This is a genomic window from Methanospirillum sp., assembly GCF_035560735.1.
Lineage (GTDB): Archaea > Halobacteriota > Methanomicrobia > Methanomicrobiales > Methanospirillaceae > Methanospirillum.
This window is the reverse complement of sequence record NZ_DATMYY010000250.1, coordinates 1-12,967: the sequence shown is the minus strand read 5'-3', so window position 1 is coordinate 12,967 and position 12,967 is coordinate 1. Positions and strand designations below refer to the sequence as shown.

The following is a 12,967-nucleotide window of genomic DNA, read 5'->3' as shown; positions in this document are numbered from 1 at the left end:
GGCACAAGAAACATACTGGTTCTCGAAGATATTGTTTTTATGTAGTGCTTTGAATTTTTCAGATCGTTTCTGTACGATCCTTTTTTTGTGTATGTGGATGTATACGCTCAATTCTTCTTCAATACCCTTCTGGTTTTCTATGACGATCACCAACCAAAGTTAAATTTAAATACGGTGGAAGACAACTTCTTACTAACCCGGGCGGAGTAGATCCGTTCAGGTAAGTTTCGACTCCGAATCGTGGATTTTTGTAGTGCGTTTGTGCATTAGGAAAATCTTTAAGTAATTTACGATAAGAGAGTCAGCATTATCGGTGATCAAACAGGTGAATTGAAAACATGGACATTGATACTGGAGCAACAGCATGGGTTTTAGCTTCCACTGCCCTGGTCATGATTATGACCCCGGGTGTCGGGCTCTTCTATGGTGGATTGGTACGAAAGAAAAATCTCATCAATATGATCGCTCTTTCGCTCGTAGCATTCGCTGTAGTAAGCCTTCAGTGGGTCTTATTCGGATATTCACTCGCATTCGGACCTGATGTCGGAGGCTTTATCGGATCACTGGCAAACCTCGGTCTGGCCGGAGTAGGTCAGGGAACTGCAGTGGTAGCCGGAACAGAACTGCCGGTTCCTGCCCTTCTTTACATGGTCTTCCAACTGGTCTTTGCCACGGTTACGATGGCAATCATCACATCAGGAATGGCAGAGCGGGTAAAGTGGTCAGGATTCCTAGTCTTTGCAGTCCTGTGGACAACGATTGTGTATGATCCACTCGCTCACTGGGTATGGGGTGGAGGCTGGACAGCACAGCTTGGTGCACTGGACTTTGCAGGAGGCACGGTTGTGCATATCAGTTCAGGGTTTGGTGCTCTTGCAGTAGCACTCGTCCTTGGCAAACGTATGGGATTTGGCGAGCATTCCATGGAGCCGAATAACATTCCGGTAACCCTTCTCGGAGCAGCACTGCTCTGGTTTGGGTGGTTTGGATTTAACTCAGGGAGTGCAATCGCAGCAAACGGGCTTGCAGCAAACGCATTTGTTGTGACCAACACAGCAGCGGCAGCAGGTGCAATTGCATGGATGCTTGCGAGCTGGGTTCACGGAAAGCCTGCCTCGCTCGGACTGGTTTCTGGAGCTATTGCAGGTCTCGTCGCAATCACCCCTGCAGCAGGATTTGTTGATACCATGAGTTCCATCGTCATCGGAGCCGTCGCTGGTCTACTCTGCTATGGTATGATGCTCTTCAGAATCAGAAAGGGTCTTGATGAAAGCCTTGATGCATGGGCAGTTCATGGAATGGGTGGCCTCTGGGGTGCACTTGCAACCGGTATCTTTGCAGTAGCGGTTGTTGGTGGTAAGGATGGACTTCTTGCAGGAAATGCACAGCAGTTTATCTCCCAATGCATTGGAGCATTCGCTGCCATCGCTTACGCCTTCATACTTACCTACGTGCTTGCATTGGCGGTTGAAAAGACAATTGGTCTGCGTGTAAGTGAAGAAGAAGAGTACGTCGGACTTGACATCTCCCAGCATGGAGAGAGGATTCATTAAACAGGCGCTACGATTAAAAAGGTACAACTATGCAGCTCATAAAAGCAATTGTAAAACCTGAACGCCTCGATGCAGTAAAAGCAGCCCTTGAAGAGGCGAGTGTCTTTGGCATGACAATCACAGAGGTACAGGGCCGGGGAGAACAGAAAGGAATCAGCCTCCAGTACCGCGGAGGAAATATAGAAGTAGACCTCATTCCAAAGGTTGAGATTGAACTTGTCGTAAGTGATAAGACTGCTGATATAGTGATCGAGGCAATCAAGAAAGGTGCTTACACCGGTAAGATTGGAGATGGACGAATCTTTGTCATGCCTGTCAGCAAGTCGATCAAAATCAGGACCAATGAAGTGATTACTGAGTAAGATCATCTCACTCAGTTTTTCATATCAAAAAAACCTGAAATTATAACCCTTTTCACGCACACCTCCTGCAGAGTCCCGTCCGTGAAAAACAAAGATCTAAATGGGAGTGTAATCTTCCGCCATCCCTTCAATACTATAAGGGAGTAATCCCTAGAACCTCCTTTTTTCCCTTCTGGTTGGTCGAACATGTAGTGTAGTCTGCATGTTTCAATCAGTATGGCATCTGCTTCAGATGGAATAATTCAGGCTAAAAAAAGAGAAATGGAAGGATCAGAGGTATTCTTTCCCATTCATATATGGAACAAGAACCTTCGGGATCTCGACAGATCCATCCTTCTGTTGATAATTTTCAAGAATTGATCTCATCGCCCTGGATGTTGCAATGGCGGTAGAGTTCAAGGTATGGACATATTGCTTGGATTCAAAATCTTTACTATCCCGAACTTTGATGTTCAGACGGGTTGCCTGGTATGCCGTACAGTTTGAACACGAGACAACCTCCCGGTATGCATTCTCTCTGGGCATCCAGGCCTCAATATCGTATTTTTTCGCTGCAACGGTTCCGATATCACCGGTACAGATATTTACAAGCCGGTAGGGAAGCCCTAGTTTCTGGAAAACTGCCTCTGCATTCTCTCTGAGTTCTTCGTGGATTTCCCAGGAGTCCTCTGGTTTGCAGTACACAAACTGCTCAACTTTATGGAACTGATGTACCCTGAAGAGACCCTTGGTATCAAGACCGTGTGATCCTATCTCGCGTCTGAAACATGGGGATATCCCGGCTAAACGGACGGGAAGATCTTTTTCTTCAAAAATTTCATCCTGGAACATCGCAGCGATTGGATGCTCACTGGTTGCGATCAGGTATGCATCATCCCCGTCAATCTTATACATCACCTTCTCAAAATCATCAAGGTCAGTCACTTCCTCGTATGACTTCCGGTTTATCATGAACGGTGGTGAGATTGGAGTGAACCCCCGCTCCATCAGCATATCGAGAGTAAATCTCTGAAGAGCCAGATCCAGGAGAACCAGATTTCCTTTTAGGAAGTAAAATCCTGCTCCCGATGTCTTTGTTGCTCGTTCAAAGTCTGCCCAGTTGTTATCAACTGCAAGCTGGCCGTGATTTATCAGTTCAAAATCAAATGTCCGTGGGGTTCCGACCTTCTTGATCTCAACATTCTCTGTGTCATCCTTTCCCTGGGGAACACTCTCATGGAGAATATTAGGCAGGCGCATAAGGTAATAATGGATCTTTGTTGAGAGTTCATCCATCTCGGCCTCATTGTCCTTAATCTTCTGCGGCAGACTTGCCGCCTCTGCCATCAGGGGAGAAGCGTCCTCTCCTGCCTTTTTGGTACGGTTAATATCGTGTGAGATAGAGTTACGTCTCTGCCTCAGTTTATTATTGAGTCCGATTAGTTCCCTGTTCCGGGCATCCTTTGTGAGGAGGTCGTCGACCCAGTCAATCTTTTCTGTATCGTTTCGTTTGACCAGATCGGCTTTGACAATCTCCGGGCTTGCCCGTACAAATCTGATATCAAGCATCGGTTACACCCGTGGTATCTATCATATCGTATCTTCGCTCCCTAATTTCTTTGCTCTCAAATAACATCACATTGATGCATAGATCTCCCTGAGAGAGCGTCAGAGAACTGATCATATTTACGGTTTCACCTGATTGAACAGATCCATCTGTCGTAAATTGGATCACGGTCATTCTCCCAGATTTCAGGCTCATATCCTCCTGACTTCATCCATCCTTTGATAATGCCTGCCTCTGGCTCTGTTCCCACTGTAATCATCACACTTTCAGAGACAGCGCAGACTCCTGATATGATCTCTGACCAGATGTCATGGTTAAACACCTGCAGTTCTCCGAACATAAATCCGAATGCACAGTCCACCGGCTCGGTTAGATAAGCTTCGATCAGCCTGCCGTCAATCCACATAGTTCTCTCTGGAACAAGACGGCCTTCGGCAAATCCACGGGCCAGAAGAGCATCATCATTGTCATATGATAGTGGACTTATGCCCATCTCCCTCATCAGGAGTGTTCCAATCCCTGTCCCGCAGCAACAGTCAAGGCAGCGGATATCATGTTCGTTTCCGACAAAAGAATTGATGAGATCACGGGTTATGGCAAGTCGTTCCGGGTTGAGATCATCAGGGGCTATCTCACTGGTGCTGATTAGATTATCTGAATAATATTTCCGGACTGTATTCTCAAACTCGCTCCTGGCGACCTGAAAGATATCTCCATCCATATCCTCAAGTCTGGAGATGAGTGTATCTGATGGGGTCCGCAGATGAAAGCAGGATGCATCAATTTTTCCACCTTCTCCTTCCAATCCTACACTAAGAATCTCTTCGTTCTCATCGATTAGGATTCTACTTCGCTCAGCAGGAATCTGGAGAAGCAACTCATCCATCTCTTTATAGCAGAGATCAGAAAAGAGTGGTTCAACAAGCCTTACCTCATCAACCTCAAAAAATTCAGCAAAACGCATATCGGATCTCCATCACTCTGCTCAGATATCCGGGTTCCCGCTGAAAAGAGTTATCGTATCCGAAAAAAGGATTCCAGAATTACTTCTGGATCTTTGGAAGTTCAACCTTGGTCTTGATGATCTCTATCCGGCGGATTGGGTAGAGTTCTTTGACCTTGCGGAAGGTCTCCTTGGAGATCTCGCCGTTGATGATTGCGTTGACAAATACACCAAGTTCATTCTCGGTTCCGTACTTGACTACATCATCTGAGAGGACCTTGCGGATGAGGTGCTGCTGGCTCTGATCAGCCCGGGTAAGGGTGAAACAGGTGACTGTTGCCCTGACTTTGCTGCCATCCTTGCTGACAAAGTTAACGATAGTCTCAATCCGTGAGGTCCGGCGTTTTACCAGGGATCTGATGTAATCTCTGGCGATCTCATGTCCGATGAATGAAGTGTAAGCTGAATCTCCGGCTACTTCGGTGATTGAGAACTTCATCTTGACGTTCTGCTTTGCGTAATCGTTGACCAGCTCAGAGAGCGGTGCTGTCATGACCCGTCCGATCAGCTTTGCTGGGTCATCTGAAACGGTGTCACCGAGGTAGACTTTACCGACATTCTCAGGGCTGTAGACCTTATACCAGGACTTCGCCTTCCATCCTTCAACTCTTCTTCCTGACTGTTTCTTTCCTGCCATTTCTTTACTCCATATGTTATGATAGCATCTCTGATCGCTCCGATCAATGTTCTGACCCTTTGTCAGAACTCTGTTTGCATAACTCCTCCGCTACGGTTAAATTCGAGAGATAATCGTCCATTGACGCGATGATAGAACGGATCTTCGTTCCTGTTATTGTCGTCTCTACGACACCTGCTCCCTCATGGAAGGTTGCACATGTCACCATCTCGCTTAAGTTATCTGCTGCAACCGATGCAGCGACACATTCTGGGGTATCATGGACCGTTCTGATGATTCCAGTGATCTTCATGCGTACACCTCATGAATGGCTGTGATGAACCTTGAGAGGTGTTCACTTGAAATCGTTGCACCAGCCCGGGAAGTATGGCCACCTCCATGACCGCCACAATCGGCTGCGAGGCTGTGTACAAGCGTACCGAGATCAGTACCCTGACGTGCAGGCACCCTGATTGATAGATGACTGGTCCCATCGTCCTGGTTTGCAACCACGATTACAGCCTGCTCTCCGTCCATGAAGTTTATAGTATCTGCAACATCACTAGCCAGTCTCTTGTCACTGATCTCATACACCTGCTCTGCCTCCCTGCTTGTGCCAAGAGTTTTATTGAGTTCATCAATGAGCCTCAAGCGGTGGTTCCGGGCGATATCCCAGGCAGCCGGAAGATCTGATGAAGTCCTGAGACAGATTGCTGCAGCGATGCTTCCCTGGTCTTCCTTTCCACATGCATCGATGAGCATGGTGAGGCTGTGAGCATCTGAAATAACCTCTCGTTCCAACTGATATACATCGCCATAGAGGTTCAGAAGTGTCTCAGGCCGGCTCCGCTCCGCTGCATTGAGCACAAGCAGAGAGAGGAGGATGTCGGTTGAGAGTTCTGACCCGTCTGAACACTGGTTTATAAGAGCGGTTGTTTCAGATTCACTACCTGAAATTCCAGAGAGGTATGGATTTGTTGCCAGAGTCAGTTGTTCGGTGAGATCTCTTCCTGCGAGACGGATACCCCTTTTCTTGGATATGATCCCGTTGCCCATCCCTTCGAGGTATATCTCGTGGTTTTTCCCGGAAAGACGTTGTCCGTCTCCGATGATCCCGGTAAGAACCAGTCCTGCAAGGTCGCGGTTATCACCGATTGCATTTGCAACCAGGTATGAGGCTCCAGCTCCTGAGAGTTCAGTGTCCCCGTCTATTCCATAGAGACGGGGATTCACGTGATATGGTCCTTCAAAAAGGGGGATATGATGATCGATGACCATCGTCTCCTCAGGAAGGTCCGGTATCCCTGAGCCGAGATCGCAAAGGAGGATATTTCCTCCTTTGGGGATATCCTGGCTCTGTATCCGTGGAACCACCCTGAGCCGAAACGGAATATGGGCCCGGTAGAGTGCAATACTCATGATCGCCCCTGCTGCGATCCCATCAGCATCGTGGTGGCAACGTATCTCCACCTGATCCTGTCGGGTTATATGTGATGCAAGATCCTTCGCAGCAGTGTCAATGGACATATTGTAACCGTATTAGCGGGAGAGGAGGATTTCTGCGGTTTCCGGCTTGTATAACCAGCCTGCCGGCAGGCGTTTGCTCTTGACGTAGTACTTGACCAGGCGCCTGACTTTTGCCTCGGTGAGGTTGAGCTGGCGTTTGTTGTGCAGATCTTTCTTATTCTCGGTCAGGTGTTTTCGTAGCCCGAGTGCCTTCTCAATAAGGTTGCGAAGGTCTTCGGGTATTGAGGACTCAAGGCCGTTTTCACGCAGAATCTCGTCGACACGCTTTCCTGTTGCGAGTTTGACACTTGGTACACCAAACTTGTCACGAAGGACGAGACCTATCCGGGCACTTGAAAAGCCCTCTTTCTTCATATCAACGACCTGCTTAATGATCGTGTCCTTGTCGGTGTTTGACCATTCGGGCGCAGAGATGCGGTATGGCCGTACTGAACGGGAGATACCTCTTCTGCGAGCATGCATTCTTGCCATTTCTAAAAGCCTCCGTTACTTGAACAGAGTATAATCCTGCGGGAAAAGAGTGACAGCTATTTCTGCTGACTCCCTGCAATCCCAAAGCCTGAAGGCCGTGGCCAATACACCACGTCGGATTTACATCTGCCAGCACCTTCGTAAAAGTGCGGAACATTATTGCTTCTTAGTGGTGATAAGGTTACGCTTCACCATACTGGTTGATCAGGATTATCAGTGCAGAAAAACCCGCCATCTCAAGGGAGAGAAGATCATCTTTGGTCATACCCATTGAGGTCTCTCCATCTGCTGTAAGCATTTCAGGACCTCTGAGGACTGTTCTGATTTTTCCATCCGCTGAGAGAACATCTTCCGCCTCTGCAAGATGGACAAAGGCCCTTCCCGGGAGGATGACTGTCCCGGGGAGCAGAGAGAGATCCAGGGCTTTGAGGTCATCGATAGTGATGAGATCAGCGATCTCCTTGTTTGCAGTAATGACGTCCACTCCTGATCCCCTCTTGGAGAGGATCTCCTGTATGAATGGCGCTGCAACTGAACCGGTGATGACTGCAGCATGTTTATGGAGTTCAGGCAATTTCTCGAGGATATCTGGTTCATTCAGGATAGCAAAAGGAGATCCGAGATCAGGGTCGCAGAGCGGGGTGCCTGATACCCTCATGGTGGTGAGGGCTTTTATTTGTCTGACAAGGGTTGCAAACTCTTCAACACTTTGTGTTCTCTGACCCTCGATGATCGGAGCGTTTCCAAGAATTAAACCCTGACTGCTCTCGTTTGCAAACCGCATCAGGATGACTCCCTTGACCCCGGCATCTTCAAGCCACCTGATAGTATCTTTGAGGATCTCTCCATCATTGATCCCTGGCAAAATGACCAAGGCTGCGTATACTTCGATGGCTCCTGCGAGGCGTTTTAGGATCTCCAGTGAGACCTCGGGCGTTGGATCATGCATATACCGACGCCTTATTTCAGGGTCTGCAGCAAAGACTGTGAACGATATCTCTGAAAGGCCTGATGTGATGAGGAAGTGAGCGATATCAGGGTCGTCAAACCCCTTTCCGCTGGTGTATCCTATATGTATTGGCGCCTCAAGGCTTGCGAGGATCTCGATGAGGTCAGTAAATTCAGGGTAACAACTTGGATCTCCTCCGCCGCTAATGGTGATCCGGGTGAGATCTCCTGAGAGGAGCTGCAGGTTGGCGAGAGTATCTCCTGCCACCTCTTTCAGGTCTTTGAATCCTGTATATCGCTCCTGCACACTCCTGGTACAGTATTCACACCCTTTGGTGAAGGGGAGGCAGTACCTACAGCCGAACGGCGGGACTTCCTGGGCATGTTTAAAGTAACAGTAGGAGCAGAACCCCCTACAGTCAAGTCCTGGTCTTCCGCCAATGTCCACCGTCAGCTGTGCCATGCAGATAAGGTCAGTTTCAGGGTGGAAAAATGTGCGGATGAACAGTGGGTTTAATAATTGTTTAAGGGAAATATGTGTTCGCGCCTCAGTGGCTTAGCTGGCAGAGCGGTTGACTTGTAATCAACAGGTCCCGAGTTCAAATCTCGGCTGAGGCTTCATAGACCCATTTCTTTATTCAAGGCTTGGCTGATATATTTGAGTTCTTTTTTTTGTCTATTTAAGACAGCATAGTCAAATCACTCCCTTCCCGGAGGCTTTCTGTGAGTGAGCAGGGGAAGAACATCGTCATAGTAACAAACCGGAATTCTGACCTTCCCCTCTTTTGTCATTGAAACCCCCCATGTATCCTGAAGTGACCGGACTCGATCAACATCAATTCTGTACTCTGCTGCATCGATCTCCCGACACACTCCACATCCGCCCATCCCGTCACACTGCTCTTGTTCCATACTTTTCACCAAATTATTCCTTGAATTCTCTATATTTTCCGAAAGGCACCAGGATCTCAAATCGTGCTCCTGTTCCCTTGACCCCGGTCTCTCTGATACCTATCTCAGTGATTGCCAGGATCTCCCTGCTTAAGAAAAGGCCATAACCTGTATTTTTCCCATATCCTCGCTCAAATATTAATTCCTTCTCATCTTCCTGGACACTTACTCCGTCATCCTCGATAATCAAAGATAATCCAGTCTGTGTAGGTTCTGTAAAAATCTGTATCCGGGTGATGTCTCCTCCGTGACGAACCGCATTTTCTAGGAGATTGAAACACACCTTTGGAAAGAGTGGATCTGCATAGATGAGAAGACCGGATATCCTGATTTCAATCTTTACCGTCTCGATATTAAGATTTGATTGCGCCTGTATGAAGACTGCCTGTACATCCTGCCATACCGGAGCATCAACCCCGAGTTCCTGATATGTTTTTGTAAAAGCGATGAACTCTTCAATTGATTGTAATGACTGGGAGAGCATCTCAAAGAATCTCTTCTGATCACGGTTTAACTGGAGATCATTAAGCAGGAAGAGATTGGATTTACCGATCATCACTTTGTTCAGGATATCATGTCTGGTGATACTGGAAAGGAGGTTCAGCTTGGTGTTTGCAATTCTAAGTGCATCCTCAGTGTATTTCAGTTCAGTAATATCATGGATGCTCTCTATTCCACCAATGATGGTTCCCTGGCTGTCATACAGGGCAGTTGCACTGATAGATGCATACTGGCGGGATGGTTCTGTCTCCCTGAACCATCGCTCACTGTATAGGGTATTACCGTTTTTGATAACATGTGAAAACTCTCCTGATTTCATTTCCGGATGAATTGCTAAATCTACCAGCATTGGTTTTCGAGATCCGTAAAACGGAATAGCATAGAGATAATCACCCTTTCCTACTATCTCAGCTGAAGGAATCCGGGTCATCTTCTCCATGGCCTGATTCCAAATGAGGACACGCCCGGCAGTATCAATAACAAATGTCGGATCAGGAAGCATAGCAAGGATATTCTCGATATGTCTGTATGCCTCGTTCAATGCTACCTGCTGTGCCGATAATCGGAATGCCAGTTGCTGCTGTGTCTCATCCCGAATCCTTACTTGGCTGAGGTACTTCTCCCCACCCTTCACCTTGTTGATCCTGATGTTCAGGAACCGTTCAGATCCTGGTTCAATCTCGATTACTTCTGTTCTCTCGACAAACTGCTTTACTGACTGGTGGGTACTATCCTTAAAAACCATCTCTGTGAGAACGACTCCCACAGGTCCGGGAATTGAAGTTACATCTTCTCCTGCAAGGGGCTTCATTATGTTAAAAAATTCCACAGCTGCCGGATTTGCATCTAAGATCCTAATCCCTTCCAAAACCAGTATTGGATCGTTGGATGATAGAAAAAGTCCGCGATATCGTGACTCAGAAACCCTGAGTGCACTGATATTGTTCAGGATCTCACCCACCATCTGGTTAATTGCATCAGATATGCGATTCAGTTCATGATGTGGTGATGTTCGGACTTTATGCTTGAGATCACCGGCAGAGATGAGATCGAGATCCTCAAGCATACATCGAAGCGGTCTGGTAAGGTGCCTGGAGATCGTGAATGCCGCAATAAATGCCAGGATGAACGTGATTACCAGAAACCCGATATACCACAGGGTCAACATCATCAGTTCATTATCAAGCCGGTTTGTTGAGTAAACCGTTCTTGCTGCGACATTCATCCACTTGGTAGATGGTGCATCAGTCTGTAGAACAGGCATGAACGTGTACACGATATCGCGATGGTTCCCTCTATCATGGAAAACAGATCCTTGTTCACTCTTGATAGTTCTACCAATCACTTCTAACGTCTTGTTATCTGTGTTTGAAAGTGAGATCTCTGAACGGTTGGCTAAAAGAGAACTAAAACTGTTATAGAGATCAAATGAAACGATGTCGGGGTTGAGTGTCCAGAGAATGTTTGTGAGATCAGAATAATATGCCTTATTTTCTTCAGGAGTGTACTGGATAAAGATCCTCCCAACTTCAAGGAGGTATTTGTGATCAGGAGTGCCCTGGTAGGCAAAAAGCCTTACCGGGACATTGCTCTCATGTCCTTTCACTGATCTATCAAGGATAAACTGGCCAGAGGCCTGTATCTTTGTAAACTTGGGTATGAGTTCTGGGGCAAAAGTAGAAAAATTGAGACCCAGATCCTTTGGATCAGTTGTGTGCGTAATGGTCCCGTTCTCGATCACGTATACCTGATATTCATCCCCGAGTGTCTTCTCAATCTTCTCCTTTACTCCCTGATAATCAATTTTGTCAGGATCTCCTCCCGTGGCATTGTACTCATCCTGGTAGATCTTCATTGCATCACGGAGAGGGGTCTCAAAGGTGAGGTCATAAAGGTACAGACCCCTGTCAATCCAGAGTATTGACTGCTGCAGAATCTGGTCGATGGTTTTTTCAGATGAGAGAAAGTTATGCTCTTTCTCTTCCCTGGCTGTCAGGTACCAGTTAGTCAGAAAAACAATCATCATAACGAGAAATATTATCAGCAGAAAAATGCCAAGCCTGGCAGAAAAAGATGAAAAAGACCGGGGATCTGTCTTCATGAACTATTGGAGAGTATCCACGTATGCCCAATTGAAGATATTGATCTTTTCATGTGACTATCGGTATGCACAGAGTCAGCCGTCCAGGTTTTTGCTGCCTGACTGTTCTATTTTTGATTTGATTCCAATCAGACCCTGGTGAAACTCCTGTAGATACTCGTCCATTGAAAGGCTCCCTTCCTGAAATGGGCAGTCATCTTCGATGATGACGTTGATTAAATCCCTGGAGGGAAGAACCAGATCCACAGGTACTCCAGCCTGCTTAGATCCTCTGATAAGCGCCTCCCTGAAAAGGCCGATACAGTAAGCAACTCTGAACCTATATGTATCCCGTGTCTTTTCCAGGTATCCTGCCACCCTTTCAGTCTCTATGCGAAGGAAGTCGTCTTTAATATTCTGGTCTTTAACTTTCCCAAGCATGTAGTGATAGTGGGCGTAGGGATACATCTGTTCAAGTTCTGCCGGAAGGATCCCGCAGGTTCCAAAAATTACAATATGGTACTGTGACGGGTCAAGAACATCTGCAATAATCGACCTTATTAGGCGGTGGCTTGGGCTGGTGCTGTAGGGTTTACGCATAGCACAGGGCATGAAAATAGCTATGTCGCGTGGATTGACATCATACTCATCAATGATATATCTGTATGACTGTTCAAACTCAGGGAGGTAAAAAGGTGGATCTTTCAGCATCTTTTCCCGGTTAGATCCGGTATCGTTGGTATCCGGCATGGTAAACCCAGTTTCCCACCATATTGGGGTGTTACTCTTCAATATCCCTTTCATCAGAAGGTCAAAAAAGTGGTTGGTTAAGTGGACGTTTATTCAACCGTCACGTTGAGTGCGTAGGTATCTTCTTTACCGGTTGTCGGTTCCCATGAACGCTTGTATACTGCGTCGAATGTCTGGTTACCTGCTTCAACTGCCTTCAGGATCCAGGTATGCACTCCGCCAACACCGACCATCCCTTCAGGAGCCTTATCCTGATTGTGAGTACTGTTTACAATTTCAAGTCCTGTTGAGTTGGTGGCATTCCACTCAAAGCCAGTGGTCGGGTTCTCCTTTAGGGAGACACGAACCGTCTGGTTTACCTTCATAGTCAGGTTTGTCGTGTTGACATCAGCGGTGTAATCCGTGTGTTCTGGTACAGATGCTACAGCCTGGGAGGCTGATTCATTTGCTGCAACAGTAATGTTCTCTACTATCTCAACCGGCGCAGTTGAGTTCCCGGTGGCATTTCCCACAGATTGTACTGCAAAACATCCGGGGACCAGAAGGACTGCTGCAACGAGAAGGATAACTGACGTGATTAACTTCTCCATAACTGTATGTTTCAGAATTCAGGTTTTAAGGCTTCTCTATGAAAATCCATTGTCAAATGGGCGTTACAT

At 47.0% G+C, this 12,967-nt stretch carries 13 protein-coding genes and 1 tRNA gene; 3 read left to right on the top strand and 11 right to left on the bottom strand.

The window, feature by feature from the left end; translation table 11 throughout:
- Positions 1-338: 338 nt before the first annotated feature.
- Both VN429_RS07115 and VN429_RS07110 read left to right on the top strand, forming a co-directional pair.
- Positions 339-1,553, top strand: a complete 1,215-nt coding sequence (locus tag VN429_RS07115; protein ID WP_325631423.1) for an ammonium transporter — start codon at positions 339-341, stop codon at positions 1,551-1,553.
- A gap of 29 nt (positions 1,554-1,582) precedes the next feature.
- On the top strand, positions 1,583-1,915 hold the full coding sequence (locus VN429_RS07110; protein ID WP_325631420.1) for a P-II family nitrogen regulator: 333 nt from the start codon (positions 1,583-1,585) through the stop codon (positions 1,913-1,915).
- Positions 1,916-2,185: 270 nt separating this feature from the next.
- On the opposite strand, the gene serS is transcribed toward VN429_RS07110, so the two are convergent.
- The 7 genes from serS to mmp10 all read right to left on the bottom strand — a co-directional run bounded on the left by serS (position 2,186) and on the right by mmp10 (position 8,489).
- The gene (serS, locus tag VN429_RS07105) at positions 2,186-3,463 is read right to left on the bottom strand and encodes a serine--tRNA ligase (RefSeq protein WP_325631418.1); all 1,278 of its coding nucleotides are present in this window, start codon (positions 3,461-3,463) and stop codon (positions 2,186-2,188) included.
- 125 nt (positions 3,464-3,588) lie between these two features.
- Complete coding sequence (locus VN429_RS07100) at positions 3,589-4,425, bottom strand: hypothetical protein (protein WP_325631416.1); 837 nt, start codon at positions 4,423-4,425, stop codon at positions 3,589-3,591.
- Positions 4,426-4,504: 79 nt separating this feature from the next.
- Positions 4,505-5,101, bottom strand: a complete 597-nt coding sequence (locus VN429_RS07095; protein ID WP_325631414.1) for a 30S ribosomal protein S3ae — start codon at positions 5,099-5,101, stop codon at positions 4,505-4,507.
- Positions 5,102-5,144: 43 nt separating this feature from the next.
- Positions 5,145-5,393, bottom strand: a complete 249-nt coding sequence (locus VN429_RS07090; RefSeq protein ID WP_325631412.1) for a KEOPS complex subunit Pcc1 — start codon at positions 5,391-5,393, stop codon at positions 5,145-5,147.
- Positions 5,390-6,607: a DHH family phosphoesterase gene (locus VN429_RS07085; RefSeq protein WP_325631410.1), complete on the bottom strand. Its 1,218-nt coding sequence runs from the start codon at positions 6,605-6,607 to the stop codon at positions 5,390-5,392. Before VN429_RS07085 ends, VN429_RS07090 begins: the two co-directional genes overlap by 4 nt.
- A gap of 12 nt (positions 6,608-6,619) precedes the next feature.
- Positions 6,620-7,078 carry a 30S ribosomal protein S15 gene (locus tag VN429_RS07080; RefSeq protein ID WP_325631408.1) on the bottom strand — a complete coding sequence of 153 codons (459 nt, stop codon included), beginning with the start codon at positions 7,076-7,078 and terminating at the stop codon, positions 6,620-6,622.
- Positions 7,079-7,259: 181 nt separating this feature from the next.
- Entirely contained in the window at positions 7,260-8,489 is a 1,230-nt protein-coding gene (mmp10, locus tag VN429_RS07075; protein WP_325631405.1) for a methyl coenzyme M reductase-arginine methyltransferase Mmp10, read from the bottom strand.
- A gap of 82 nt (positions 8,490-8,571) precedes the next feature.
- Between mmp10 and VN429_RS07070 the strand changes: the two genes are divergently transcribed.
- Positions 8,572-8,644 (top strand) — tRNA-Thr (locus VN429_RS07070).
- An 81-nt stretch (positions 8,645-8,725) separates the two neighbouring features.
- Here the strand turns inward: VN429_RS07070 and VN429_RS07065 are convergent.
- The 4 genes from VN429_RS07065 to VN429_RS07050 form a co-directional block, all read right to left on the bottom strand.
- Positions 8,726-8,938, bottom strand: a complete 213-nt coding sequence (locus tag VN429_RS07065) for a hypothetical protein (protein WP_325631403.1) — start codon at positions 8,936-8,938, stop codon at positions 8,726-8,728.
- Between the two features lie 13 nt (positions 8,939-8,951).
- Positions 8,952-11,504 (bottom strand): ATP-binding protein, encoded by a 2,553-nt coding sequence (locus VN429_RS07060; RefSeq protein WP_325631401.1) that lies wholly within the window; start codon positions 11,502-11,504, stop codon positions 8,952-8,954.
- 150 nt (positions 11,505-11,654) lie between these two features.
- Positions 11,655-12,308, bottom strand: coding sequence for a DUF5591 domain-containing protein (locus VN429_RS07055; RefSeq protein ID WP_325631398.1), 654 nt, complete (start codon positions 12,306-12,308; stop codon positions 11,655-11,657).
- Positions 12,309-12,397: 89 nt separating this feature from the next.
- Complete coding sequence (locus tag VN429_RS07050; protein ID WP_325631394.1) at positions 12,398-12,898, bottom strand: protease inhibitor I42 family protein; 501 nt, start codon at positions 12,896-12,898, stop codon at positions 12,398-12,400.
- Positions 12,899-12,967: the final 69 nt, after the last annotated feature.

Coding starts and splice junctions, on each gene's coding strand:
- mmp10 (WP_325631405.1), bottom strand. CDS start 8,489: ATGGCACAGCTGACGGTGGACATTGGCGGAAGACCAGGACTTGACTGT.
- VN429_RS07080 (WP_325631408.1), bottom strand. CDS start 7,078: ATGGCAAGAATGCATGCTCGCAGAAGAGGTATCTCCCGTTCAGTACGG.
- VN429_RS07055 (WP_325631398.1), bottom strand. CDS start 12,308: ATGCCGGATACCAACGATACCGGATCTAACCGGGAAAAGATGCTGAAA.
- VN429_RS07100 (WP_325631416.1), bottom strand. CDS start 4,425: ATGCGTTTTGCTGAATTTTTTGAGGTTGATGAGGTAAGGCTTGTTGAA.
- VN429_RS07065 (WP_325631403.1), bottom strand. CDS start 8,938: ATGGAACAAGAGCAGTGTGACGGGATGGGCGGATGTGGAGTGTGTCGG.
- VN429_RS07060 (WP_325631401.1), bottom strand. CDS start 11,504: ATGATGATTGTTTTTCTGACTAACTGGTACCTGACAGCCAGGGAAGAG.
- VN429_RS07095 (WP_325631414.1), bottom strand. CDS start 5,101: ATGGCAGGAAAGAAACAGTCAGGAAGAAGAGTTGAAGGATGGAAGGCG.
- VN429_RS07050 (WP_325631394.1), bottom strand. CDS start 12,898: ATGGAGAAGTTAATCACGTCAGTTATCCTTCTCGTTGCAGCAGTCCTT.
- VN429_RS07115 (WP_325631423.1), top strand. CDS start 339: ATGGACATTGATACTGGAGCAACAGCATGGGTTTTAGCTTCCACTGCC.
- VN429_RS07090 (WP_325631412.1), bottom strand. CDS start 5,393: ATGAAGATCACTGGAATCATCAGAACGGTCCATGATACCCCAGAATGT.
- serS (WP_325631418.1), bottom strand. CDS start 3,463: ATGCTTGATATCAGATTTGTACGGGCAAGCCCGGAGATTGTCAAAGCC.
- VN429_RS07085 (WP_325631410.1), bottom strand. CDS start 6,607: ATGTCCATTGACACTGCTGCGAAGGATCTTGCATCACATATAACCCGA.
- VN429_RS07110 (WP_325631420.1), top strand. CDS start 1,583: ATGCAGCTCATAAAAGCAATTGTAAAACCTGAACGCCTCGATGCAGTA.